This window comes from Bdellovibrio sp. HCB117, assembly GCF_047305915.1.
GTDB lineage: Bacteria > Bdellovibrionota > Bdellovibrionia > Bdellovibrionales > Bdellovibrionaceae > Bdellovibrio > Bdellovibrio bacteriovorus_B.
This window is the reverse complement of the sequence record NZ_CP178622.1, coordinates 3,549,963-3,573,126: the sequence shown is the minus strand read 5'-3', so window position 1 is coordinate 3,573,126 and position 23,164 is coordinate 3,549,963. Positions and strand designations below refer to the sequence as shown.

The following is a 23,164-nucleotide window of genomic DNA, read 5'->3' as shown; positions in this document are numbered from 1 at the left end:
ATTCTAACAGTGTGACCCGTAAGGGTCTAGGGATACTAGACTAGTCGGAAGACGGGTTACTTCACACCCAATCTCTTTAATGTTTCAGTTGCTGAATTTTTTGATGTACCACTCCAACAGCTTGCAAAATCTGACTCAACACTCTTAATGATATTAACTTGTGCTGAGATTTCACTGGATGCCTCATCCGCAGTGTCTTCCGCACTACGTTTCGGAGCAGGGCCTAACGTCATAAGTGATTGGTTCGCGCGATTCAACGCGGCGGTCAGGCTGGCTTGTTTTGAAGCTAGAGTTTTTAGGTTCTCTTGCATCTTAGTATAGGCCGTTTGCATCTGAGTTTGCGAACGAGTCCCCAAATCAATCACGCTTTGAAGAGCATCTGATTTTTCTTTTAATGAAGACTGTTTCATTTCTTCAAGTTGAGAAGAAGCGAGGTTCAAGCTGTTTTGAATTTCATCATAGCTAGATTGAAGGTCGGCGATTTGGCGATTCAATTCATCTTGTTCTTGTTTTTTAGACTCATTCAAAGCGATACGTTGCTGGTCAAAAGCATCCATACAATCATTATAGATGTTGATCAGCTCTTGACGTTTCTTTTTAGCTTGAGCGATGTGGTTTGAGCTCGTGCTCGCAGAAACACTTTCATAAGATTTCTTAGCTTCAGTAACGGCCTTCATACAAGCGCGTTTACCGGAAGCATCTGTCATAGCGATCAATTTCAAAGCCTTATCGCGTTGAGATTGAGTCACTTGACCACGCAACTTTAAGATATCCGCGCCTTTTTTGCGCATCTCTTCTTTGGCTTGGTTTTGACTGTTATTGAACTCAGCAATACGCTCGCGTTCTTTAGCGTCGATTTCAAGTGATTTGGATTTATAGTCCTCTTGAGCTTTAGTTAAAGTCTCTTGGATTTTATCCATCTCTTTTTGATAGTCTTCTTGGATTTGAGCTTTGTCGTCATTCAGCTCAGCCAATTCTTTTTCGGTGTCTTTAATCTCTTTTTGGATGTTGTTTTTTTCAGTAAAATAGTCACGACCATTCATCTGTGGGCAAGCATTGCTGATATTTTGAAGGCCCGTTGCTGCTGTTGATGAAAGACCTAGTACTGTAGCAAATGCAGCAGTTGTGTCGAATGAATCCTCACCGGAAGCCGTTCCGCAGGATTTTGCCTTTGAAATACAGTCTTTCGCTGAACCCAACCCGGCCTTTTTACAGGCGTCACCAATTTTTTCTTCGGCTCTTGCCAGTTTATCACGAGCGTCTCGGCATTGATCATAAGCCTGACCTGCTATAATAGGAGTCACGCTCTGCGAGTTATTATTGTTGTTGTTGTTGTTCTGATTGTTGTTATTTCCATTGCCAGTATTCTGAGCCGAAGCTACAGAGGAAAGCAAAGATGCGGTGGCAATGATGTTGATAAAGATTTTGACAACTGTTCTGTCTGTTGTGCTTGAAATCTTATTCATTTGATTCCTCCCCGATGAAAATAGGTGGTGCAATACCAGTACCAATTATCGGCAGGGATGAACAAAAGGTTTACGTCTCAAATTGAGATGCTAGAGCGGCGCTTTATTAGATTGGATCTGACAAAGCACCGAAGAATTTATCTTATATATTAGACGGCCTGAGCGCTTCCACATTGTGCGCACTTACGGGCTTTAAGTGGAATATTGGAAAGGCACTCAGGACACTCCTTGCTATTCGGTGGTGGTGGAGCATCTTCTTTTTTCAGACGATTCGCCACGCGAACAATCAAAAAGATTGCAAAGGCGACAATTAAAAAGTCCAAAACGACGTTCATGAAGAGGCCATAGTTGATGGTTGCAACACCAGCCTTCTTTGCTTCCTCCAGAGTGCCGTAATCTTGGCCATTCAAGGCGAAAAATAAATTTGAAAAGTCGACTTTTCCTGCGCCAATACTAATAACTGGAGTCAGAATATCTGAAACAAATGATGAAACGATTTTTCCGAAAGCGGCGCCGATAATAATACCGACCGCCAGATCCAGAACGTTTCCTCTCATGATAAAGGCTTTAAACTCTTTAAACATCTGTCGAGTCCTTGGTTAGAATTTTGCGACAAGGTTCATTGTCGTGGTGGTTGTTGAATACTTTCCATCTGCCGGAGGCTGGTTCTGATATTGAAGAAGATAAGCAAGCTTCAAAGAGAAAACCGAGTTTAACATAATGTTAAGTGAGGCTTCGGTATTCGCCAGGAAAGCCTCAGGCTCAGTGAAGTTTGGCAGATATTCTGCCCAATACTTAAATGCCAAAGTTTTATCTAGAGCTTTGTTAACTTCAGTGTAAATACGTCCCAAGTTGTCGTGAGTTGTTTGTCCTGTCGTAGGAAGAGTTTTTTGATAGCGATAACCGGCTTCCAGGGTCCAGGTGAATTCATCCGTTTTTGTCAGAAAATATTTAAGACCCGCGTCGGTTGAGTCCCTTTGCAAATAGCCGTTGAAAATGTCGCTTTCAGCTTTTTGTCCAACGAACACACTTAAGTAATCAGTGAATTGTCGTTCGTAACGAACACCGGCCTCCCAATTTCGCGCACTTTCAACACCCAATGACGTTGTTTTTAGATATCGACCAAAAGCAGCATAAAGATTTTTATCAACTGTGTATTCCGTCTTTGCCTTCGCATTGTAGCTTTCAGAGTCGTTGTTACCACTGACGACAATCACACCGGCCTCTGCCTCGCCTTTCCAAGGTGGTGGCGGGTTTTCTTGTGCCATCACAGAAACAGAAAATAAAAATGCCAAACTTGTAAGCGTGAAACGTACTGCATTCATTGTAAATTCCCTTCGATTTAGACTTAACTTTAGTTTCAATTCACAATGACACCAAGAAAAATTTGATGAGTACGCGAAGAATTTCTGATAGCTTCTTTGCCGAGGTTTGTTGAAGTGCAAAAAGGTTTTAATTCCGACATCACCGTGCGTGGACAAAAATATCATGTGCAAACAGAAGACTGGGGTTTACAGAATCCTTTTCTAGTGAGCCGTATTTTCTGTAATGGCGCTGTGATGAAAACTATCAAAACACCTTATGATTCCGTTCTGCGTACGGGTTCCAACCAAAGTGAAGAGGCCATAAAACTGGCTCTGCGTCGTCAACACTCGACGATTATTGATACTTTGATGGCTGGAGGAATGCCTTAATCCGGCGAAAAGTTTCAATTAGGTACAAAACCTCGACTTCCGGCGAGTATTCATCCCAGTCACTCTTTCATAAGATAGAGGGATGATTGAATTCTCTCATGTTTACAAGACTTATCCCGGCCCGGTTCACGCTTTAAAGAATGTCGACTTGCGTATCGACAAAGGTGAATTCGTTTTTCTTACCGGTCCGAGTGGTGCGGGTAAAACAACTCTTTTTAAAATGATTTCTGCATACGATGTTGCGACATCCGGTGATGTTAAAGTGGCGGGCCATGACCTAGTTTCAATCAAAGAAGGTCAAATTCCTTTATTTAGAAGAAAGATCGGCGTGGTCTTTCAAGATTTTAAACTTCTTAAAGACAAAACTATTTTTGAAAACGTAGCACTTCCTTTAGTGGTCCGTGGCGACAAGACCCCAGCCATTACTCGTCGTGTATCTGAAGTTTTAGAGCAAGTGGGATTAGCCCACAAACATGATCAGTATCCGGATTTTGTTTCAGGTGGTGAGCAGCAGCGCACGGCGATCGCCCGCGCCATCATTCATCAGCCAGGTGTTCTTATCGCCGATGAGCCGACAGGGAATTTAGATCCGAGACTCAGTGAAGAAATTATGGATCTTCTTGAGAGAGTCTGTGCTCAAGGCACGACAGTCTTTGTCGCTACTCACGATCATGAAATGGTAAAACGTCGCAACAAACGCACCTTGGAACTTCGCGACGGAATGATTGTGGGAGACAAGAAATGAGATCTCCACAAAAAAATTGGGCTCTAAAAATTTCTACACTGATTGTTGTGACAGCCTGCTTCGCTGTTATGGGGTCAGGTCTTCTTATCTCTCAAAACTTCAGAAATATTCTGACGTTGTGGGGGGAAGACGTGCAAATGACGGTTTATCTTTCACAAGACCTTTCGGATCAGGGTCGTCAGTTTATCGAAAACAAACTCAAAGAGACTGGTAAAGTCGGTGCCATTCACTTGGTAAATCAAGAAAAAGCTTTGAATGATTTTCGTGCGCAAATGGCAAGCTACGCTCCGGACATTTCTCAAGATGAAGAGCTTTTGAAATTGATTCCGGCAAGTCTTCAAGTCAGTTTAGCACCTAACGTCAGTACATCGGATCAGATGCAGGTCCTCAAGTCGCTCGCAGCCGAAGTCAAAGGGCTAGAGGGAGTTGATGAAGTTAGCTACGGTCAGGATTGGGTTGAAAAATACGCGTCTCTTGTCACAACGATTGAAACGACTTTATCTTTACTAGGGTTCGTGATTTTGGCTGCGGCTCTGTTTGTGATCTCCAATGCGATTCGTGCTTCGATTCAAAGTCGAAAAGATGAAATCGTCGTCTTAGAAATGATCGGTGCAACGGCGGGAATGATTCGCAAACCTTTTATGGTGGAAGGGGCTATCTTAGGATTTAGCTCCTCTATATTTGGCCTGGTTTTCTGTCTTTTATTATACACGGGTCTTAAAGGCTTTTTGGTTACCAAACTTAGTTTCTTACAGCTAGGTGAACACATTCACTTCATCAGTTACCCGGCCCTTTTCCTTTTTGTCGTCGGGGGCACTTTCTTAGGTGCGCTGGCTTCCTATCTTTGCGTTCGTCGCCTTAACGACGGATATGCAGGAAGTCGGGTGTAGGTTTGAAGCTCTTTCAACTGCTCTTAGCAATAATCCTTTCGGCGGCGATGGCAACCACGGCGGTGGCGTCGACGGAGGCGGATTCTATTGCTAAAGACTTTGAAACTCAGAAAAAGAAACTTGAGGACGCAGAACTTAAGCAGCGCCAAGTCCTTTCCGCGCTTTATCAGCTCAATAAGAAAATCAAAAAGATTGTTATCGAAAAAGGGGATCTGTCTCAACAGCGCGCTTTCTTAGAGGTCAATATTAAAAACCTCTCTCAAAAAGTCGATGAGTTGGATCAACGCTCAAAATCGCAGAAAGCACTCCTCGCCGAAAGATTAAGAGCGATCTATAAACTAGGCGGCCCTTCGGTCGCACGTTTTCTGTTTTCATCAAATAGTTCAGCATCTTTGGAAAGAAATCTTAAGATCTTAGGGATTGTAGCGGCCCGCGATCTAGATCTTATAAAGAACTACGGACGCGATCTTAAAGAACTGCAAAATAAAAAGAAAATGCTAGCGCAACGTTTGGAAAGCCTTAAGTCTGTTGAAAACAAAATCGTCGCGCAAGAAAAGCAATTTCGCAAAGAACAAGAGCTTAAAGGCAAACTTCTTGATGGCATTCGCAAAAGCAAACTATTCGCGATCAACAAGATTAACGGTCTTCGTGAAAAATCTTTGCAGTACAATATTGAAGACGCCGGACTTTTTGACCTTTTGTTTAAACCCTCTTTCGCAGATCAAAAGGGCGCCTTGCCTCAGCCACTTCCAGGTGTAGTTACTCGGAAATTTGGACTTATGAAAGGGGAGGATCACCCCTATACTATTTCTCATAAGGGAATTTTCATTTCCGCAGCTAAAGGAAGTCCGATCAAATCTGTTTTTGAAGGTCGTATTTCTTATGTCGGTGAACTGCCCGGATTTGGCACGACATTGATTGTGGATCACGGCGATCACTACTACACCGTTTATTCTCACGCTGAAGAAGTAAAAGTTGGCGTCGGTGATGAGATCACCCAGTCGCAGGTCATTGCCCAGGTGGGTGAGCCGACTCGCGAAAGCAACCCTGGTTTATATTTTGAAATTAGACATTTTTCCGAACCCTACGACCCGCAGCAGTGGATGAAAGGACTCTAAAACACTATGCAATCGATTAAACGTTACTGGAAAACCTACATCCTCGGATTCGTTCTTTTATTAACAATTTTTATTATGGCTGAAACGGGTTTTCAGGTTCGCGCATTCGCTCAAGAGCGTTATGCGGATTTGCAAAACTTTTCGAAAGTTTTAAATCTTATTCAGCAATATTACGTAGAGCCGGTAGACACTAAAAAATTAGTCTATGGGGCTATTAAAGGGATGTTGCGTGAACTTGATCCTCACACGAACTTCATGTCTCCTGACATCTTTAAAGATTTTGAAACTGAGACAAGCGGCGAGTTTGGCGGACTGGGAATTGAAATTTCCATTCAAAATGGTGTCTTAACTATCATCTCTCCAATTGAAGATGCGCCTGCGTGGGAAGCCGGAATCAAAGCCGGAGATAAAGTGATTGCAGTCGATGGACATAGCACGAAAGGTGTCAGCTTAGTTGAAGCCTCGCAATTGATGCGTGGAAAACGTGGTAGCAAAGTCATTCTTCGTGTCGTGCGTGAAGGTGAAGAAAAACCTCGCGATATCACGGTGACTCGTGGAAGTGTAAAAATCAAATCTGTGAAATACACGGACTTGGGCGATGGATTTGCTTACGTGAAAATCACAAGCTTTATAGAAAATACGGCGAAGGATTTACAAAAAGCGATTGAAAAACACATGAAAGAAAATAACGGTAATACCGCGGGACTTCTGATTGATTTACGTAGAAATCCGGGTGGATTGTTGGATCAAGCGGTGAAAGTCAGCGATATGTTCTTAAAAGAAGGAACTATCGTAAGCACCATTGGTCGCAACAAAAATGACAAAGAAGTTGCGGTGGCGACTCGTCGTGGTCAGTACACGAACTTCCCCGTTGTGATTTTAGTCAATGAGTACACGGCAAGTGCTAGTGAAATCGTTTCCGGCGCGCTTCAAGATAACAAACGTGCCTTGATTGTTGGTCAAAGAACTTTCGGAAAGGGCTCTGTTCAGTCCGTTATTAAATTAGGTGATGGCAGTGGTTTGAAATTAACGGTGGCTCGTTACTACACTCCAAGTGGCGTTTCGATCCAAGCAGAAGGAATCCATCCTGATATCGAGATCGATGATGTGGATCCAGAAGCATTCTCTAAAGCCGTCGTAAAATCGCAAACAACTCGCGAAGGTGACATCGCTGGGCACTTAAAAGGCGACCGCGAAAAAGCCGCAGAGAAACTTGACACAAAACAAGGAACTGAAGAAGGCGCCCTTGCTTGGTGGAAAGATGTGGGTTCTAAGAAGGAAGAAAAGCTTTCTCCGCGCGAAGCATTATTTAAGCGAGATTATCAGGCATATCAGGCATTTAGCTATCTTAAGGCATGGGGTACTCTGAAGGCCTTGACGCGCTAGTTATTGCTTCTGAAAATTAGAGGCCCTACTCTACGCCCACTACAAGATGTGGCAGGCAGAGGGGGCCTTTCATGTTGAAGGTGATTGCTTCAATTCTATTATTCTCATCCATGGCGTCGGCCGAATTCGTGGGTTTTTCTCACGGAAATGAATTATCGGCGACGGCCATCTCTGGCACAGTCAAAGTTATCTGCAGTGGTTTTAACGGAAGCGGCTCTGCTATCTATACTTGCCGTGACATGGCTTTAAACCCAGCGGCTTATGATCATTTCGTAGGTCCTCAAGATTCTCGCACGGACCGTGTTGAGTTGGTGGCGACTCATGCTGACGGCTCGTCTCGTTCAAAGACTGCAGAGTACGACGGATACCGCGGCAAAAGCAAAGAGGCTTTCAATCTTTGGATTTCAACGATCTTTCAAAAGCCTTTGTTGGAAGCGGGAGTGAACACGATTCGCTACCGAATCTACAGCCGTAACATCGAACCAATGGCAGAAGGAACTTTTGTTGCGAACGTAAAACGAGGTGCTCCTCGCCAATGTCCTACAGCTCAGTACACATCCTCGGATATTAACGATTGCAATTCACAATACTCAATCTGCCAGAGATATTTCGAAGAATATAATAACTGTCAGTAATAACGGACATACAGGACTGCATTACTATTTAGGCCAGTCTCTTGAACTGAAGATTGTTGCTCCCTAGATTTCACTTTTGAATGGGATCAGGAGCTTAACTATGTCTTCATCAGAAAAACCACTTGTTATCAAACGTCAAAGCCGCGATCCCTGGAGGCTCGAAAACCCCTCGAAAGAAGGCGTGATCAATCAATGCCGCGATCTTATAGAGGGTTTACTAAAACTCAATGCCGATGTTCCCGAAGAAATGACAGTGACAGTGATTCCCGGTGATAGAACCACCACTTTCAAAGTGGACTGCTGTCAGCAGAATATGGCCCGACTCATCGGTAAAAACGGAAAAACTATTACGAGCATTCGCAACATCGTCACGGCGATCACTTCCAAGTACGGTCTGAGAGCCATTGTCGATATACCGTTTTATCCTCAAGATTAATTAGCGGGGATCCCATTTCTTTTCAGTGTATCCCGGGCTTTAGACAGCAGACTTTCCCTGAAAGAATAATTCGATGGATTCTTTTCTGCAAGAACTTGGGCATCTAAGATCGCGTAAGCAAAATGCAAAGGTGTTGTGCGGGATTTTTTAATACGTGCTAATGCCATCTTATTAGCACTTTCCATGTCACCATTTAATACGGCACCTTGAAACAAAAGGTCTTCAAGTCGTACGTCAACTTTCGTATTGGCGAACATCAAATTTTTTGTGACCTGAGGAAAGTGGGACTTCGTTTTAATACTTTGAACAAGATTCAAACCGACTTTTGCAACTGAAATACCGTGCGCCCATCCGCTCTTCTGTGCATATTTCGATGTACGCTGAAATGACAGATAGGATTGTTTATAAAAGCCAAATTTAAACTGTAAATGAGCCAGCTCTAAATACGTCACGGCTGCGCGAGCGGTGAATTTATTTTTTACGGCGATCACGAGGCATTTACGAAAAGCCGTTTTAGCCATGTGAAAGTTGCGAAGATGGGCATGGATTCGGCCATAACAAAAATGAAAGTCGGCTTCTAAAGACAATGAATTCGTGGATTTTAAAAAACCTTGAGCTTTTTCGAGATGTAAAAGTGCGACACTTAAGCTGCCCGCCTGTTCTTCTCGGAAGGCAGACAAAATATAGCATTTTGTCAGAGCCCGTGGGTCATTCAAAGTCACCGCAAGGTCGTGGGCTTTTTGTAAATAGAAGCGGCTAGCCCGCATTTGTCCGACATGAAGAGTTGCGGCACCCATCTGCAAAAAAAGACCTAAAGCTTGCGAGCTGGGAAGTTCTTCACTTTGAAATGAACGTAACATTCTTAAGTAGCTGCTCCAGCTGTCGGTAACCCGAACGAATTGCAAATACGAATCTTGTAAAAGCTCCTCAAGCAAAGGGTTGTGAGGGCGCATCTTAAAGCTTTCGCTATTTTTAATAAGCTGTTCAGCAGGAACTTCGAGGAGCGCGGCAAGATTGGTCAGCAGCTCAGAGCGAATTCTTCGAGCAGTGCGGTTTGACCAGCGCTGAACCGTCTTTGTGGAGATATGCAGTTTTTCGGCTACCGCTGTTTGCGACAGACCTTTTTCTCGAAAGAGACTGTTGAGAGTATCATGACAGAGCGAAAAGGATTCGGTAGCCACGGGATCACCTGATTATGGGCACTGAATAGCGAATTCGGTATTAGCAATTACAAATGAGTTGTTAATATTTTCGCCTTGAACCAATACGGACTGTCCGTCTTTTCTAATAGATAGAAAATAATTTCCATCAACTTCAGCAATACGAACGTGGCCACCAGAAACCGCGCCTTCAAACACATAGCTGGCGATGTCGGCACGCGGATGAACTTCTGGAAGAAGGTCTACGATCGTGCCATTGATTGAACATTGGGGATAAGAAGCAAAAGCATTTACTGAAAAAAGAGTGATTACAGCCATCAAAGATTTCATAAGATCTCCTGTTGGCGCGGAAGCTAACGCGACTAGACTAATAAGTAAAATTCATTAAATTCAATATAATATTAAGTAATACTTAATCTATGGAATTGAATTTAAACCATTTAAAATACTTTATATCAGCGGCAAAAGCTGGCGGCTTGGGCGCTTCAGCGAAAGCTCATAATGTCAGCCAGTCCGCAATTAGCCAGGCAATTCGCAAGCTTGAAGAGTCCTTGGGGTGCGATCTTCTCATCCACAGCCGCAATTCTTTCAAACTCACAAAAGAAGGCGAATACCTTGTAGAAAATTCAGAAAGCATTTTTAAGCAAATCGATTTTCTTAAAGATCAGATTCAAAGCCTCAATAGTGAAGTCGCGGGAAGAGTCACGCTTGCCACTTCTTCCACGGTGGCGCAATTTCTTCTGCCCTCCCTATTGAAGGATTTAAAAACACGTTACCCGAAGATTCAACTGCACGTGACGATCGGGGACGTCGCATTTATCGTAGGTGAAGTAAAAAGCGGTCGCGCGGAACTGGGTATCGTCATTGATGATGGTCACTTTGCGGGACTAGAAAGAAAGCTCCTGAAGGAAGGAAGTTTTGCCTGCATTACCAGTGCAGAAATCAAAGCGTCTTTTAAAAAGCCAGAGTTCCTGGTCACGCGCGAAAGCCCCGGTGTTGAAGAGTTACGCCAGGTTTACAAAAAGAGGTTCCACAGCGAGCCTGCCATTGGCGTAGAGGTCGAAAGCTGGGAAGCGATTGTTTCAATGGCACAAATGGGTTTAGGCGTAGGCTTTATCCCCGAGTTCATTTTGGATTATCATTCTAAGGTCAAAGTGATCCCGCAGCTTGAGGAGTTAGGCAAAAAGATTCGTTACAAAATGTACGTCGTTCATAAAGGAGCGCATCAGCTATCCCGCCAGGCTGAAGCATTTTTGGAAGTCTTGCCCGAAAAATAAAAAAGGCTCCCAGGGGGAGCCTTTTTTATCTCAGATTTGAGGGTCAGCTTAGTTGCCTTCTTCTTTCAAAGAACCAGCCGGTACTTCTTTAACCTTTACTGATTTTTTCAAGAAATCGATCACTTTTTCTTCTGTGATCATGTAAGTCAAACGGCTTGCTTGCTCTGGACGACCATAGAATTCACGGATTCGTGCTTCTTCGATGTTCGTTTGTTGAGCATACTCTTGAAATTTAGCATCAAGATCTTCTTTTTTCGCGAACAAATCGTGTTTCTTCGCAATAGTATCAACTAGGAAAGAAGATTGAATCATTTCCGCCGCAGTTTTTTCGAAATCACTGTCCCATTTATCAACGTAAGAAGCGAAATCATTCGGACCCATGCCTTGTTCAGTCATGCGTTTTTTGAAGTCTTCAACCAAAGAAGCTTTTTGTTCTTTCAACAAAGATGGAGGAACTTCAACTGGGTTTTCTTTAACCAAAACTTTCAACAGACGGTTTTTGAAAGCGTCGTCGATACGTTTTTGTTCAGTTTGTTCAAGATCTTCTTTGATCGTCTTTTTCAAAGCTTCTAGATCGCTTGGACCGCCCAAAGTTTTGATGAACTCGTCGTTCAACTCAGGCAATACTTTTGCTTTGATTTCGTTCAAAGTAACTTTGAATTCTACCGGTTTACCTGCAAGGTCTGCAGAGTGGTATGGATCTGGGAATTTCAAAGAAAGAGTTTTAGTCTCTCCCGCTTTCATTCCTACGATGCCTTCTTCAAAACCTTCGATGAATTGTTTTGCGCCCAATTCAAGGTGGTGGTTTTTGCCAGAACCGTTTTCAAGTGGCGCGCCACCCATGAAGCCTTCGAAATCGATAACTGCGATATCACCCATTTTAACAGCGCGACCTTCAGTCACTGTCTCGAAAGTAGCACGTGAAGAACGGATGTTTTCCAAAACTTGATCTACTTTTGCATTATCAAGTTCGAACTTTTCTTTTTCTACTTCCAAACCTTCGTACTTTTTCAAAGTGATTTCAGGGCGCACGTCAAAGTTTGCAGAGAAAGAGAAGTCTTTGTTCTCTGTTGGATCAGCGAATTCAAATTCTGGATAGCTGATGGGCTCAAGTTTGTGTTCGCTCAATGCCATCGCGTAGTGTTTTTGAACAAGTTCTTGGACAACGTCTTGTTTTACGCGGTCACCGTAAATGCTTTTGATTGTTGCCAAAGGCGCTTTACCTTTGCGGAACCCTTTGATTGTTACGTCTCTTTGGATGCCAGAGTAGATTTTATTGAAAGCTGATGCCACGGCAGCCGCAGGAACTTCGATGCTCAATTTGCGGGAAAGATTAGAGACTTTTTCTACATTCGATTTCATGTCTTTTTCTCCTAATATAAAAACCGATGGATATTAGAAGAGTCCCTGACTGAAGGCAACGCTATCGCACCGCGTAATGCCTATATTTCGGAGGTCAGCGACACTCTTAGAACGTATGAAGCAAGAGATTCACTTTGTGACCGGAAAAGGGGGCGTGGGAAAGTCGGTTGTCGCGGCGGCCCTGGCACTCAAGAAAAGTCGAGAGGGAAAAAAGGTCCTTTTAGTCGAACTAGGGGATCAAAGTTTCTATAAAGACTTTTTTGATCTTCCGGACATTGGCTTTAAGCCTACTGAAATCAAAAAGAATCTATCCGTCGCCTTGTGGACCGGGGAAGCCTGTTTGCAGGAATACGCACGCCATCTGATCAAGGTGGAAAGTCTGGCAAAACTCTTTTTTGAAAACGCCGTTATGCGCGCGTTCATCAACGTGGCCCCGGGTCTTCCCGAACTTGCGATCCTAGGTAAAGTAACCAGTGGGCCTCGACAGCACGGACCTCCGTTGCCGTTTGATGTTCTTGTCGTTGATGCATTTGCAACGGGTCACTTTATTGCGCTTTTGGAGGCGCCGAAAGGCATGGCGCAAGCCGTGCAGTTTGGTCCGATGGGAGAGCAAAGTCGTAGTATCGATGCATGTCTTCGAAACTCAGATCTTTCTAAATACCATATTGTCACTTTGCCTGAAGAGCTTCCGGTCAAAGAAGCAACGGAACTTTTGCAAAGACTGAAGGCAGAGTTTTCAATTGAAGCAAGCCTGATTGTGAATAAGATGGTGCAAACCTCTATTTCCGAAGCAGAGCTCAAAAACACCCAGAACGAAAATTCCGATTTAGGAAAATTTGCCGAATACCTTGAGCATCAGATCACCCATCAAAAAGAAATGTGGAACAAAGCACAAGCCAAAGCCGCTGCGATGAAAGCAGTACCACTTTTTTTTGAAACCGATCCGTGGACCCTCGTAGAAAAAGTGGGGGACACCTTATGAGTCTAGAGATATTTAAAAACACCCAAGTGCTCATTTGTGTTGGCAGCGGGGGAGTGGGGAAAACTACCGTTGCGGCTTCATTGGCCGTGATTGCGGCAAAAGAAGGAAAGAAAGTCTTGGTTCTCACCATTGATCCGGCTAAGCGCCTGGCGCAAACTTTGGGTATCGAAGGAACCAAAGACATCACCAAAGTTCCCAACCAAAATTTCAAAGGCGAAATTTACGCCTCGGTCATAGATCATAAAAAGACATTTGATGATTTTGTGGCCAGAGCAGCTAAGAAAAGTGAAGCCGTTCAGAAAATTTATCAGAATCGTCTTTACCAACAGCTTTCAACAAACCTCAGCGGCTCTCAAGAATTCACGGCCCTTGAAAAACTTTATTCCGTCTATGAATCAAAACAATTTGATTTGATTATTTTGGATACGCCACCGACGAAACATGCGATTGATTTCCTGCAAGCGCCGCAAAAGTTGTCCGCTTTGTTCAACGAAGGTGTCGCGAAATGGTTCCGTGATCCTGAGGGAAAAAAGTCCGGCTTCTTTGGACAGCTTTTACAGACAGGAACACGCCAAGTTCTAAAAATTCTTGAAACACTGACGGGTTCTAACTTTATTCGTGAACTTGGAGATTTCTTCCTCAATATCGAACAATGGCAAAGTCAGCTTTTAAAAAGAACGGTCGATGTGCATCGTATGCTCGTTTCGCCGACAACTCATTTTTGTCTGGTGACGGCGTTTGACCAAGCGAAACTAAAAGAAGCGGAGTACTTCTCTAAAGAGATCAAAAAAGGCGGCTATCATCTGACGACGGTGGTTTTGAACCGTGTTTTTCCTTATTGGCTAGACCTCCGTTCGGCACAGAAAGATCAAAACGGGCATGAGGAACTCCTTCGCTTGTACTCACAAATGCGAAGCTACTACAATCAGAAGGAAGTCCTTTATTCAAAGTTTGAATCCAGCATAAAGAAAGACGCGCGGGTCTTTCGTATTCCTGATTTGGTAAAAGATATTTCTGACTTGAAAGGACTTGAAGAATTAAGTGCGTTGATCGTCGAAGGGGAAAAGAGAGCATGAAAAAATATTTGATCCTTTTACCGTTCATGCTTGCGGGGTGTGCAACTATTTTAGGTAAACGCTCTGCCACCGAAGACGAACAAGCCGTCATCCTTGCCAAAAGAGCGGCTGAAGAAGCCGAACTTAAAAATGCGGAAAGAGTTCTTGAAAAAGGAAGATTCAAAGAGGCGCAGATTCTTTTTAAGGACTTCTATGGTCGTCACCAACAATCTTCTTTTTATCAAGCGGCACGCTTGGGTGAAGCAGAAGCATTGGACGGCATGGAAGAATATCAACAAGCGGCTTCTCTTTACCGCGACGTTTACTTGCGCACAATTCAAAGTCAGCCACAAATAGCTGCTTTAGCTTTGTACAAAATGTCTTTCACCTACGAAGCCTTGGGCGATGATGAAAAAACAATCGCGGCGCTGCTGGATGCAAGAAAGCTCAGCGAGCATTTACCTTTGGAAGTGGCCGAAGCTGAAATTCCCGCGCGCTTGGCAGCGATCTATGGTCGTCAGGGACGTGAACAAGAGACCGTGGATTATCTTGGACAGGCCGATAAGGGAATTGCGAAGGTACTTCAAGAACAGCGTCCGCAACTTCAACCAGGATGGTTGGCGAAAACTTATTTCCAGATGGGCCTTGTCTCGACAAACCAGATTTCTGAAGAAAACTTTTCGGAGTTCGCACAAGGTCAAAGATGGATTCAGGTGTATTTATTTAAGGCTATGAAGCAAAACGATGAAATTTGGTCGCTGCGTGCGCAAGAAGAGCTTCAAAACGTGTATCGCGATTTATTTACATTAGTAGAGTCCTCAAAAAATCGTGACGTACAAAGTCGCTTGGGTGGGGATCTTTTAGACTTGATGGATCAAGCGGAGCTTTATAAGCCTATTCTTGGCCAGAAAGAAACGACGTACGAGAAAAACTTTTTCGGCTATCTAGCTGAAGTTAGAAAGAAATTAGATAATGTTTTATACGGCAGTGGCGAAACGATGTCGCTCACTGAAGAATCACAACGATTGAACAGCATCAAACGAGCAGGGCGAGTCAAACCCGACTCTCTCTTGCCAGAGGAACAGAAGTCGCCTATACCTCTTCCTCCCAAAGTTGTTCCTGAAGAAGATCCTAATCTGTAGGAAAAGATCGAAGGAGAAATTCCATGGCGAAACTCACGCTACATAAACAAACTCTCGCCAACATGAATGAAATTTGCGCTTGGTTTTCTTCAAAGACGGCGAATCTTTCATATCCTATTTATTCAAGTTACGACATCCGCGATTCTGGATACAAAGTGTCTAACGTTGATGCGAATATCTTTCCAGCGGGGTTTAACAACATCTGCCCAACGGACAAAGAGACTTCGATTGCGTTGATGAATAAGTACATTGTGAAGCACTATGGTGCCGATGTGAAAAGCATCATGCTTGTGACAGAAGAGCACACGAATAACGCTTTCTATTGGGAAAACGTACACACAATCCGTAATCTCATCGAGGCGGGTGGTCGCACCGTGAAGGTTGCAATTCCTCGCGAATTGCCGGAGCCGTTGAAGCTGACAAGTTCCGCAGGCAACGAAGTGATCGTGCACTCTGCTTTGAAGGACGGGGAGCTATTAAAAACTTTCAAGCCCGATCTTATCATCAGCAACAACGACTTTTCTGAAGCTTATGAAGAATGGGCAAAAACCGTCACGGACTTCCCAATGAATCCACCGCGAGAGCTAGGGTGGTATCAGCGTAAGAAAAGCACTTACTTTAAGTATTACAACGAACTTGTAAATGAATTCGCAGCAATCACTAAGATTGATCCGTTCTTACTTCGTGTGGAAACTGAACTTTTCGAGCACTTTGATATCGGTGATGAAAAAAGCCGTGAAGAGCTTGCCGCCAGAGTGGACGCGATGCTTGCACACTTAAAAGCGGAATACCAAAAGCGTGGAATCACTCAAGAACCTTTTGTGTTCGTAAAAAACAATGCTGGTACTTATGGCTTAGCGGTGATTCGTGTGGGTTCGGGTGCGGAAGTTAAAGAGTGGTCTTACAAATCTCGCAAGAAAATGAAAGCCGCAAAAGGTGGGCGCGACGTTGAAGAAGTGATCATCCAAGAAGGCATTCCTTCTGTGGTTCAAGCCGACGGCGCCAGTGCGGAGCCTGTGATCTATATGATCGGTAGCGAGCTTGCCGGAGGCTTCTTAAGAACGCATGCAGAAAAAAGCTCTACAGACAGCTTAAATAGCCCAGGAGCGGTTTACAAACGCCTCTGCGTTTCGGATTTAGCGATCAATACGCCGGGATGCCCGCAAGAAAACGTTTATGGTTGGACAGCGAAGTTAGGGTTGTTAGCGATTGCTCACGAGGCTCAAGAGCTGAATGCCGTTTTCAAAGGATATCAGCCCTCAAGTATGTGCGATAAAACGTAAGATTAGAAACAAGCGGGCGGTTCAATTTCCAATTGACCCGCAGCTGTTAAGCTTACGATCGTATCTGTGCCGTACGGTTTAGGATTAAATTGTACGGAGTTGTTCAAAGGATTTCTGCAGGCCGCGCCACCTAGGCCCAAGGCACGCAAATTCAAGTCTGTATCAAACTCAAAAAAGCTTTCCACAGATTTTTGCATGAATGGATTCCAGAAGGATGAATATGTCACGCCGGCGTAATTGATTTGCAATTGCTCTGTCAGTCTTAAACTACCCTTAACCACAAGCGGAGCGCCATTGTCATGGAAAGTCCATTCAGTACCTGAAACAGTGAAGCGTCCCTTCTCGGAGCTGTACTCCATGAATGGAAGAGCGCATTCCGTTTGAGCTGCGAAATCCGTCGCGACACGAAGAGATTTCAATTTTCCAGAGCCTTGGAAAGTCGCTTCACCCAAATCCATGTCGGATTGGAAGCACACGAATTTAACACCATTTAGTTCAAAGGCCTGTTCGCCCGCAAGGACCGCTTTTTCTAGAACCGAGTCAGCATGGAACTGGATCGAGTTCGTCGTCCATGCTCCCACTGTATTGGCAGAACCCAAAGACAACAGAACACCATTATAGCTGTAAGTTGTGAAGTGAAGCTCTTGCAGGATTGACACGTATTCCGGGATCGTCAGGCTCGCAAATTTATTCGCATGAACAAGTCCGTTAAACATGCGAATTCGTTCGGACGTCATTTCATTCGTGCGGGAATTCATGAATTCACGATAGACAATCTCGTGAAGCACTAAAGCCGCAAGTTGATTGGTGTCGAGTTTGTTCCAAAGATCGGTGTTAATGATGTAGCGATACTTATTAAGAACCGATGGGTTTCTTTGGAACACCACTTGCTCTAAGCGACAAGCCTGCGGAAGAGATACATAACCCAGGTCCGGAGTTTGTACGATTTCTGTAGAAGGACTTAAAGCTGTGGATTCAGAAAAGAACTCTTGCGCCCACGCGCGGTACATGTTTGCTCTCTTTGGATCCAACTTTTCAAAGCGAGAAATCAAGTCATAAACTTTTTCGATCACGCCAAACTGTTTGGAAAATACAATGGTGTAGCCGTCACGCTGTTGAGCTTCGTAAAGATCAAGAACTTGTGGAGTCCGGTCACTACAGAATAGCGCAAATCCGGCATTCCCGCGGTCATACCAATTGTTAGCCCACGCAGACGAAGTAATAAGCAAGGAAAGTGTTAGTAGTTTTAGAAGTTTCATTTGCCCACCTTCGTGACGGGGAATAGTTGCACATTCAAGTTGTAAACATCCGTTTTAGGTCCTTGAGTCATCAAGGTCGCCATTTTACGGCGGAAGTTGCGAATCAATCTTTTTGCTTCCGGAATTTTTTTACGATTCATCGGGAAGGTGATGGACGTTACGTCACGCAAATCCAAAGGAATGCGGTCCATGTTATCCAAAACTTGCGTGATGGATTGTTTATGCGAACGGCGCAAAGATTCAGAAGGAATGTTATGTGTTGTCTCAAGCTGTTTCTTGGTGACCGTGAATTTTCCATCTTCAACAATCAGAAGACCAAGTCGGCACAGGCGATCAATTGCCGCACTAGCGACTTCCAAAGGAATGTTCAGGCGATCGGCGATCCAGTTTGCGTTGGGTTGGAATGTTTTAACAGGAACCAATGCAAGAATAGCGAAGTGATACCAATCACAGATCACTCCAAATTCATCTTCTTTCAACTGGCCTTCAGGAAGAAGTGTTTTAACTTTGCGCTTATCAAATTCGATCAGATTTTTTAGATGCTCAAAATCAGTGTCCGCCATGCCTAGGCCCTTGATAACTTGACGGCCCACGGCTTGGGTCATGATGCGGCGACCATTGATATAGTCACTCAAACGGCTGGAAGGAATGCCCAGGATTCTTGCGAATTGAGCATTGGTTAGCTCCGGCGAACTGGATCTTCGGCGTTGGTATTCGTTCAATAAAAATTCTGAGGTCTTGTTCATGGGGAAGGTTAAATACCAATAGTTTATAGTCAGTCAAAGGTGAAATAAGCCTGGGAAAAGAGAGCCTTTATCGCGTTGGTAATTACCGTGTTTTAAGATTTTTTCATCCTCTCAAAGTGGGATGAAAGAAAATTTTTCATTGTTTTTATGGTGTTGCGGACATGCAGGACTATAGACCAGAGAGGAAAAATTCAGAGGACCTCAAGGGTTCGCATGTTATCCTACAGGGAAGAGGGATAGCAAAATTATGAGAAAGTTTTACGGTGTTTTTGCGTTGTTCGTGCTTTGCTTCGCATTCGGTTACGGGCACATGCAGTTCCATACAGATGAATCACAAATCCATAGAGATCCCGCCGCTATCAGAAATAATTTCGACTTTTCACATCTTCGTGGCGACAAACTTCAAGAAGCGGTTAAGCAACGCTTGTTGACCGGTCTTGAGTTTCGCAAAACGCAAAACGGTGCTGGTATTGGTTTAGGCCATTTCGTTTTCTTAAACGACAGCGGCGAAAAAAGATTAGCGTGTCAGGAATTCGGAAAAGTGTCGATCAGCTTTGAAGCCGAAGGCGTTTCTGTCGCAGGTGATAAACCTTTGATGGAAGTTGAAGGTCGCTGTGAGTTTTCGCCTGATATGTCTAAGATTAACCCGCTGAATGTGCCAGTAGCAAAAATTATTGGAGAGCGCCCCGGTGATGGCGAGTTTCAATTCAACGAAGGTTCGATGATCACAGTTCGTTTTACCAATCTTCCTGAAGAATGGCCACGCACATGGCTTTTGAAATCAGTGAAGCTTGTGAATGAAAGAGATTCAGAGGCTTTAGTGATTGAAAGCGATGAAGTGGCAAAATACCTAGGTCATCCAATGGTGTTTGCCTGGTAGTTTTAAATAGTTTTGAAAAATAAAAAACCCCTCTTGAAATCTCAAGAGGGGTTTTTCTATTTGTGAAATACTAATTCTTAGATATGTGCTTTCGCAATTTCAACGAAAGTACGAACCATCACGCCAGAGGCACCTTTTTTAGGGCAGTATGGAAGACGGTTGCCTACCGCCCAGCCAGTGCCGGCGATATCAAAGTGAGCCCAAGGAATACCTTCACCCACGAACTGCTCTAGAAACGCTGCAGCTGTCGCAGAGCCTGCGCCTTTACCTGCAGAGATATTAGAAAGATCCGCGTAAGTGCCCTTCATGTCTTTCACGTGGAAGTCCGTCAAAGGCATATTCCAAACCCACTCACCAGATTGAACAGCAGCTTTTTCAATTTTGCCTTTCAATCCACCGTTGCGAGTGAAGTAACCTGTGTGCGTGTTACCCAAAGCAACAACCATCGCACCAGTCAAAGTGGCAGCATCAATAATAACTTGCGGCTCAAGTTCAGTCGCGTAAGAAAGAGCATCTGCAAGAATCAAACGACCTTCAGCGTCTGTATTGTTCACTTCGAAAGTTTTACCGTTACGAGCTGTGTGCACATCGCCTGGTTTTGTCGCTGCAGGACCTACAAGATTCTCTGTAGAAGCAACCAAACCAACTGCGTTGATTTTTAGTTTCAACTTAGCGATCGCAAGCATTGTTCCGATCACGTTTGCGCCACCGCACATATCAAATTTCATTTCTTCCATTCCCGCAGATGGCTTAATAGAGATACCACCGCAGTCGAATGTCAGACCTTTACCTACGAAGCACACTGGCTTTTTAGAAGCAGCAGCTCCACGGTATTCCATGATGATGAAGCGAGGCTCTTGTGCAGATCCGTTAGAAACGCCAAGAAGACCGCCCATTCTTTCTTTTTTAATACGAGCTTTGTCCCATACAGTGACTTTAACGCCTGTGCCTTTAGCTGCTTCCACTGTCGTGTCAGCTAAGATCGCTGGAGTCATCAAGTTGCCTGGCATATCACCCAAGCGACGAGAGAAGTTTACGCAAGAGCCAAGGATAATACCTTCAGCAAAAGCCGCTTTCATGGCTTTGTCGTTCACTTTCGTAACTACGTGAACGTCGATTTCTTTTTCTTCTTTTTTACCAGACATCAATTCGTTGAAAACGTAAGAAGTCAGCATCAAGCCTTCAGCTGTGGCTTTCGCGAAATCAGCCGCGTCTTTTTTGCCTGTCGCTACGCCATCGAAGTGAATCGCAGCTTCTTTAACGCCTAAAGCTTTAATGGATTCAAAAGCCGCCGCCATAGATTGGCGAACATTTTCGTGAGTTTGTTGATTGTCTTTTCCTAGACCAACAACAACCACGTGACGGAAACCCTTGTAGTTCATTTCACGGAAAAGAACCACCTCTTGGTGTTTGCCTGTGATCGCTTTATCTTCTAAAGATGCGGCCAGTTTTTTGTGAAGCTCAGAATGAGTCACCTTTGGTGGTTTATCTTTTTGAGAAGACGCCTTTGAAAACACGACCAAAGCCGGGCAAGTCAAAGTCTCGATGTCTTTATTTAACAAGTTGAAAGCCATATGAACCCCTTAAAATGATTCGGTTTTATGCTGATCAACTAGATGTAGCACAGCAGTTTTACGGGTCAAAGGCTTTTTGATAAAGTCTTGTCTAAGTATTCCGATAGGTAGCACAGTATGACACCTCAATCACAACCACAGGAGACAGCAGAGTGGCACTCATTCCATACGTCATAGAGCAGACATCAAAGGGTGAAAGATCTTACGATATTTACTCCCGTTTATTGAAAGACCGTATCGTGATTCTCGGCACCCAAGTGACGGACGAAATCGCTAACGCAATCATTGCGCAATTCCTGTTCCTTGAGGTTGATAACCCAGAAAAGCCTATCCACCTTTACATCAACTCTCCGGGTGGAAGCGTGTCAGCGGGTTTGGCAATCTACGACATTATGCAATTCGTAAAGTGCGATGTGGCGACATATTGCATGGGCATGGCGGCAAGTATGGGCTCGCTATTGCTAACGGCAGGTACGAAGGGAATGCGTTACAGCCTTCCGAACACTCGTATCATGATCCATCAACCTCTTCTTGCTGGAGGCGGGTTGTCAGGACAAGTGACTGATATTGAAATTCATGCGCGCGAGCTGATCAAAACTAAAGAGAAGCTCACTCGTATTTATGAAACGCACACGGGCAAAGGCTATGAATTCTTGAGAGAGCAAATGGAAAGGGATAACTTTATGGACCCTTACCAAGCGAAAGAATTCGGCTTGATTGATCATGTCGTTGAATCTCGTAAAGTGAAAAAAGGATAAGAGCAGATGACCACGAAAGACACGAACGGCGCATTGAGATGCAGCTTCTGCGGCAAAGGCCAAAAAGAAGTTAAAAAGCTAATTGCCGGCCCTGGCGTTTACATTTGTGATGAGTGTATTGACCTTTGCAATGACATCATTGACGAGGAAAAAGAGCGCGAGACCGCGGTCAAAGGAACTTTCAAAGTTCCAAAACCTTCTGACATCAAAACTTACCTTGATGATTACGTGATCGGGCAAGTTCAAGCGAAGAAGACATTGGCTGTAGCGGTTCACAACCACTACAAACGTGTCAACGCAATGTCGAACGGTAAAAAAACGACAGATGTGGAAATGCAAAAATCCAACATCCTTCTTATCGGGCCGACAGGTTCTGGTAAGACATTGTTGGCGCAAACTATCGCTAAGATCTTAAACGTTCCATTCGCCATGGCGGATGCAACGACATTGACTGAAGCGGGTTACGTCGGTGAGGACGTTGAAAACGTGGTATTAAACTTACTTCAAGCTTCAGACTATGATGTAGAAAAAGCTCAACGTGGCGTTATCTACGTGGACGAGATTGATAAGATCTCTCGTAAGTCTGAAAACCCATCGATCACGCGTGACGTGAGCGGTGAGGGTGTGCAACAAGCCCTTCTAAAAATTCTAGAAGGTACTGTGGCGAACTTGCCTCCAAAAGGCGGTCGTAAGCATCCTCAACAAGAGTTCATCCAAGTGGATACGACAAATATCTTGTTCATCGTGGGTGGAGCTTTCGTGGGTCTGGATAAGATCATCGAAAACAGAACTTCAAACAAGACAATGGGTATCGCCGCGGACATCCGTACTTCTGAAGAAGTAGAGAAGTCTTCAAACCTACTTGCGAAAGTAGAACCCGATGACTTGTCTAAGTTCGGTTTGATCCCAGAGTTCATCGGTCGTCTTCCAGCGATCGCAGTTCTGGCTCCTCTAGACGAAGAAGCTTTGATGGACATTTTGGTTCGCCCTAAGAATGCGATCACAAAACAGTATCAAAGACTTTTCAGCTTCGAAGGCGTTGAACTGAAGTTTACAGATAAAGCTCTTCGCGCTGTCGCTCAACTTGCGTTGAAGCGTAAAACAGGGGCCCGCGGTCTGCGCGGCGTTCTTGAAACAGCGATGTTGGATATTATGTACGACATTCCTTCTAAAAATAATGTGAAGGAAGTTGTCATCGACGATAACGTAATCAACGACGGCGCACAGCCAATGTTGGTTTACAAAACCGATGAAGAAATCCAAGCTGAAGAAGAAGCAAAAAAGAAAAGTTCCGCTTAGGCAAAAGGTGCCAGGGG

General features: G+C 44.2%; 24 protein-coding genes. 15 read left to right on the top strand and 9 right to left on the bottom strand.

The window, feature by feature from the left end; genetic code table 11:
- Positions 1 to 56: 56 nt before the first annotated feature.
- The 3 genes from ACLWBD_RS16940 to ACLWBD_RS16930 form a co-directional block, all read right to left on the bottom strand.
- Positions 57 to 1,466, bottom strand: coding sequence for a hypothetical protein (locus ACLWBD_RS16940; RefSeq protein WP_413569066.1), 1,410 nt, complete (start codon positions 1,464 to 1,466; stop codon positions 57 to 59).
- Positions 1,467 to 1,615: 149 nt separating this feature from the next.
- The gene (mscL, locus tag ACLWBD_RS16935) at positions 1,616 to 2,050 is read right to left on the bottom strand and encodes a large conductance mechanosensitive channel protein MscL (protein WP_413569065.1); all 435 of its coding nucleotides are present in this window, start codon (positions 2,048 to 2,050) and stop codon (positions 1,616 to 1,618) included.
- A gap of 15 nt (positions 2,051 to 2,065) precedes the next feature.
- A complete protein-coding gene (locus ACLWBD_RS16930; protein ID WP_413569064.1) occupies positions 2,066 to 2,791 on the bottom strand; it encodes a YdiY family protein in 726 nt (241 codons plus the stop codon).
- A gap of 96 nt (positions 2,792 to 2,887) precedes the next feature.
- Between ACLWBD_RS16930 and ACLWBD_RS16925 the strand changes: the two genes are divergently transcribed.
- The 7 genes from ACLWBD_RS16925 to ACLWBD_RS16895 all read left to right on the top strand — a co-directional run bounded on the left by ACLWBD_RS16925 (position 2,888) and on the right by ACLWBD_RS16895 (position 8,370).
- Entirely contained in the window at positions 2,888 to 3,160 is a 273-nt protein-coding gene (locus tag ACLWBD_RS16925) for a hypothetical protein (RefSeq protein WP_063205526.1), read from the top strand.
- A gap of 82 nt (positions 3,161 to 3,242) precedes the next feature.
- On the top strand, positions 3,243 to 3,905 hold the full coding sequence (gene ftsE, locus ACLWBD_RS16920; protein ID WP_063205525.1) for a cell division ATP-binding protein FtsE: 663 nt from the start codon (positions 3,243 to 3,245) through the stop codon (positions 3,903 to 3,905).
- Positions 3,902 to 4,795 (top strand): cell division protein FtsX, encoded by an 894-nt coding sequence (locus tag ACLWBD_RS16915; protein ID WP_063205524.1) that lies wholly within the window; start codon positions 3,902 to 3,904, stop codon positions 4,793 to 4,795. Before ftsE ends, ACLWBD_RS16915 begins: the two co-directional genes overlap by 4 nt.
- A gap of 2 nt (positions 4,796 to 4,797) precedes the next feature.
- Entirely contained in the window at positions 4,798 to 5,913 is a 1,116-nt protein-coding gene (locus ACLWBD_RS16910) for a murein hydrolase activator EnvC family protein (protein ID WP_413569063.1), read from the top strand.
- Between the two features lie 6 nt (positions 5,914 to 5,919).
- The gene (locus tag ACLWBD_RS16905; protein ID WP_063205522.1) at positions 5,920 to 7,299 is read left to right on the top strand and encodes a S41 family peptidase; all 1,380 of its coding nucleotides are present in this window, start codon (positions 5,920 to 5,922) and stop codon (positions 7,297 to 7,299) included.
- Positions 7,300 to 7,370: 71 nt separating this feature from the next.
- Positions 7,371 to 7,934 (top strand): hypothetical protein, encoded by a 564-nt coding sequence (locus ACLWBD_RS16900; RefSeq protein WP_063205521.1) that lies wholly within the window; start codon positions 7,371 to 7,373, stop codon positions 7,932 to 7,934.
- Between the two features lie 100 nt (positions 7,935 to 8,034).
- Entirely contained in the window at positions 8,035 to 8,370 is a 336-nt protein-coding gene (locus tag ACLWBD_RS16895; protein ID WP_063205520.1) for a KH domain-containing protein, read from the top strand.
- On the opposite strand, the gene ACLWBD_RS16890 is transcribed toward ACLWBD_RS16895, so the two are convergent.
- Both ACLWBD_RS16890 and ACLWBD_RS16885 read right to left on the bottom strand, forming a co-directional pair.
- Positions 8,367 to 9,551 carry a helix-turn-helix domain-containing protein gene (locus tag ACLWBD_RS16890; RefSeq protein ID WP_413569062.1) on the bottom strand — a complete coding sequence of 395 codons (1,185 nt, stop codon included), beginning with the start codon at positions 9,549 to 9,551 and terminating at the stop codon, positions 8,367 to 8,369. The two genes, ACLWBD_RS16895 and ACLWBD_RS16890, sit on opposite strands and share 4 nt — an antisense overlap.
- 12 nt (positions 9,552 to 9,563) lie before the next feature.
- Positions 9,564 to 9,860, bottom strand: coding sequence for a hypothetical protein (locus ACLWBD_RS16885; RefSeq protein WP_063205518.1), 297 nt, complete (start codon positions 9,858 to 9,860; stop codon positions 9,564 to 9,566).
- A gap of 89 nt (positions 9,861 to 9,949) precedes the next feature.
- On the opposite strand from ACLWBD_RS16885, the gene ACLWBD_RS16880 reads away from it, so the two are divergent.
- Positions 9,950 to 10,807 (top strand): LysR family transcriptional regulator, encoded by an 858-nt coding sequence (locus ACLWBD_RS16880; protein ID WP_413569061.1) that lies wholly within the window; start codon positions 9,950 to 9,952, stop codon positions 10,805 to 10,807.
- Positions 10,808 to 10,855: 48 nt separating this feature from the next.
- Here ACLWBD_RS16880 and tig read toward each other — a convergent pair whose 3' ends face one another.
- Positions 10,856 to 12,169 (bottom strand): trigger factor, encoded by a 1,314-nt coding sequence (tig, locus tag ACLWBD_RS16875; protein ID WP_063205516.1) that lies wholly within the window; start codon positions 12,167 to 12,169, stop codon positions 10,856 to 10,858.
- Positions 12,170 to 12,284: 115 nt separating this feature from the next.
- Between tig and ACLWBD_RS16870 the strand changes: the two genes are divergently transcribed.
- Genes ACLWBD_RS16870 through gshA form a run of 4 tightly spaced genes read left to right on the top strand, consistent with a single transcriptional unit; the run spans position 12,285 to position 16,631 of the window.
- Positions 12,285 to 13,151 (top strand): ArsA family ATPase, encoded by an 867-nt coding sequence (locus ACLWBD_RS16870; RefSeq protein ID WP_063205515.1) that lies wholly within the window; start codon positions 12,285 to 12,287, stop codon positions 13,149 to 13,151.
- The gene (locus ACLWBD_RS16865) at positions 13,148 to 14,227 is read left to right on the top strand and encodes an ArsA family ATPase (protein WP_063205514.1); all 1,080 of its coding nucleotides are present in this window, start codon (positions 13,148 to 13,150) and stop codon (positions 14,225 to 14,227) included. The genes ACLWBD_RS16870 and ACLWBD_RS16865 overlap by 4 nt, the downstream gene beginning before the upstream one ends.
- The gene (locus ACLWBD_RS16860) at positions 14,224 to 15,348 is read left to right on the top strand and encodes a tetratricopeptide repeat protein (protein ID WP_413569060.1); all 1,125 of its coding nucleotides are present in this window, start codon (positions 14,224 to 14,226) and stop codon (positions 15,346 to 15,348) included. Before ACLWBD_RS16865 ends, ACLWBD_RS16860 begins: the two co-directional genes overlap by 4 nt.
- Before the next feature lie 23 nt (positions 15,349 to 15,371).
- Positions 15,372 to 16,631, top strand: a complete 1,260-nt coding sequence (gene gshA / locus ACLWBD_RS16855) for a glutamate--cysteine ligase (RefSeq protein ID WP_063205512.1) — start codon at positions 15,372 to 15,374, stop codon at positions 16,629 to 16,631.
- 2 nt (positions 16,632 to 16,633) lie between these two features.
- Here gshA and ACLWBD_RS16850 read toward each other — a convergent pair whose 3' ends face one another.
- Together ACLWBD_RS16850 and ACLWBD_RS16845 are read right to left on the bottom strand one after the other, a co-directional pair.
- Positions 16,634 to 17,890 (bottom strand): hypothetical protein, encoded by a 1,257-nt coding sequence (locus tag ACLWBD_RS16850; protein WP_063205511.1) that lies wholly within the window; start codon positions 17,888 to 17,890, stop codon positions 16,634 to 16,636.
- Positions 17,887 to 18,636: a TIGR02147 family protein gene (locus ACLWBD_RS16845; protein ID WP_063205510.1), complete on the bottom strand. Its 750-nt coding sequence runs from the start codon at positions 18,634 to 18,636 to the stop codon at positions 17,887 to 17,889. The genes ACLWBD_RS16850 and ACLWBD_RS16845 overlap by 4 nt, the downstream gene beginning before the upstream one ends.
- A gap of 247 nt (positions 18,637 to 18,883) precedes the next feature.
- Here ACLWBD_RS16845 and ACLWBD_RS16840 point away from each other — a divergent pair, with 247 nt between their 5' ends.
- Complete coding sequence (locus ACLWBD_RS16840) at positions 18,884 to 19,516, top strand: hypothetical protein (RefSeq protein ID WP_063205509.1); 633 nt, start codon at positions 18,884 to 18,886, stop codon at positions 19,514 to 19,516.
- A gap of 77 nt (positions 19,517 to 19,593) precedes the next feature.
- On the opposite strand, the gene ACLWBD_RS16835 is transcribed toward ACLWBD_RS16840, so the two are convergent.
- Positions 19,594 to 21,090: a leucyl aminopeptidase gene (locus tag ACLWBD_RS16835; protein ID WP_063205508.1), complete on the bottom strand. Its 1,497-nt coding sequence runs from the start codon at positions 21,088 to 21,090 to the stop codon at positions 19,594 to 19,596.
- Between the two features lie 152 nt (positions 21,091 to 21,242).
- On the opposite strand from ACLWBD_RS16835, the gene ACLWBD_RS16830 reads away from it, so the two are divergent.
- The gene (locus ACLWBD_RS16830) at positions 21,243 to 21,848 is read left to right on the top strand and encodes an ATP-dependent Clp protease proteolytic subunit (RefSeq protein ID WP_063205507.1); all 606 of its coding nucleotides are present in this window, start codon (positions 21,243 to 21,245) and stop codon (positions 21,846 to 21,848) included.
- Positions 21,849 to 21,854: 6 nt separating this feature from the next.
- Positions 21,855 to 23,147 (top strand): ATP-dependent Clp protease ATP-binding subunit ClpX, encoded by a 1,293-nt coding sequence (gene clpX, locus ACLWBD_RS16825; protein WP_063205506.1) that lies wholly within the window; start codon positions 21,855 to 21,857, stop codon positions 23,145 to 23,147.
- Positions 23,148 to 23,164: the final 17 nt, after the last annotated feature.